This window comes from Methanobrevibacter sp. 87.7 (genome assembly GCF_002208625.1).
Classification (GTDB): domain Archaea; phylum Methanobacteriota; class Methanobacteria; order Methanobacteriales; family Methanobacteriaceae; genus Methanarmilla.
Genome location: NZ_MRCT01000274.1, coordinates 1 through 1,141 on the forward strand (window position 1 = coordinate 1; position 1,141 = coordinate 1,141).

Annotated in this window: 2 protein-coding genes; both read right to left on the reverse strand. The window is 16.6% G+C overall.

What is annotated here, in order from left to right; translation table 11 throughout:
- Positions 1 to 40: 40 nt before the first annotated feature.
- Positions 41 to 412: a hypothetical protein gene (locus BGI41_RS08170; RefSeq protein WP_143744823.1), complete on the reverse strand. Its 372-nt coding sequence runs from the start codon at positions 410 to 412 to the stop codon at positions 41 to 43.
- Positions 413 to 523: 111 nt separating this feature from the next.
- Positions 524 to 1,033 carry a hypothetical protein gene (locus BGI41_RS08175; protein WP_088540206.1) on the reverse strand — a complete coding sequence of 170 codons (510 nt, stop codon included), beginning with the start codon at positions 1,031 to 1,033 and terminating at the stop codon, positions 524 to 526.
- Between the last annotated feature and the right edge of the window lie 108 nt (positions 1,034 to 1,141).

The window sequence follows — 1,141 nt, forward strand, 5'->3', positions numbered from 1 at the left end:
AAAAAATAATTTATAAAAAAAATACTAAACAAAAGAAATATTAATTTTTTAAAGAATGTGGAAGAAAAGAAATAAAACTTAAAATTCCAGATACAATTAAAAATAATACATAAACTATATCTACATTATAAACTAAAAAAGATAAAATTCCACTTAATAAAAGACCGATACTAAGAAAAACACATAATACTGCATCAGATCTAACATAATCAGAATCTTTCCTTGATATAATATATAAAAAAGTTAATGCAATGAAAATTATAATAGTATAAATTTTAAAATCATTTAAAGATTTGTAAACATAAATATCCACTAATAGCATAACCATTAATAATAAAGATGAAATATAAACAAGAACCTTTTGAAATGTGTTATACCCTTCTTCAGTTCTGAAAAATGTTTTTGAATTCATAAAAATAGATTATAATAATAAAATATTTAAAATTTTTTATAATTACAATAAATTTATATAATTAATTCTAATTTTTTCTAATTAAAAATGTTTAATAAATTAAATAAATAATTAATCACTTTTTTTAAAACCTTCATTAATCTGATTAGCATAATCACCTAATAAAGAATAATGTTCAACATTAGAATATTCTAATTTAAATAAATCATATTCATCAATTAATAATTGATATTCATCAAAAAAGTTATTTAAACTATCAGAATCAAAGTTAGTAAATGATTTATTATTTGTTTTTCTCATTAAATCAAATTTAAATTCTGCAACTCTTAAATATTCATTAAGTAATTCTCCAAAGACCTGAAGTAAATATTTATAAATATAGTCATTTTTAAAAATACCATTAACATATGAATAAAGTTCTTTAAAATTATCATACTCGGGTTGGATAACATACTCTGTTAATAAAAAACTATTAATATATGCAAAATTTTCATCAATTAATTTACGTGTATCATCATCACATATAACAAAAACTGTTTTTTTATCAACAGAATTAATTAATTTCTCATTAATATTAATTAAATTAATAATAGAATCTTTATAAACTTCACCATAATCCATTAAAATCACTTAAATATTTATTTAAATTTATTAAAAGAATTAATTAAAGATAAAAATTAAAATATTATTAAATAAAGAAATTTAATAAATAATTTATAATAATTTTAT

Bases quoted from the DNA above. Each gene is read 5' to 3' on its own strand.
- BGI41_RS08170 (WP_143744823.1), bottom strand. From the start codon at position 412: ATGAATTCAAAAACATTTTTCAGAACTGAAGAAGGGTATAACACATTT.
- BGI41_RS08175 (WP_088540206.1), bottom strand. From the start codon at position 1,033: ATGGATTATGGTGAAGTTTATAAAGATTCTATTATTAATTTAATTAAT.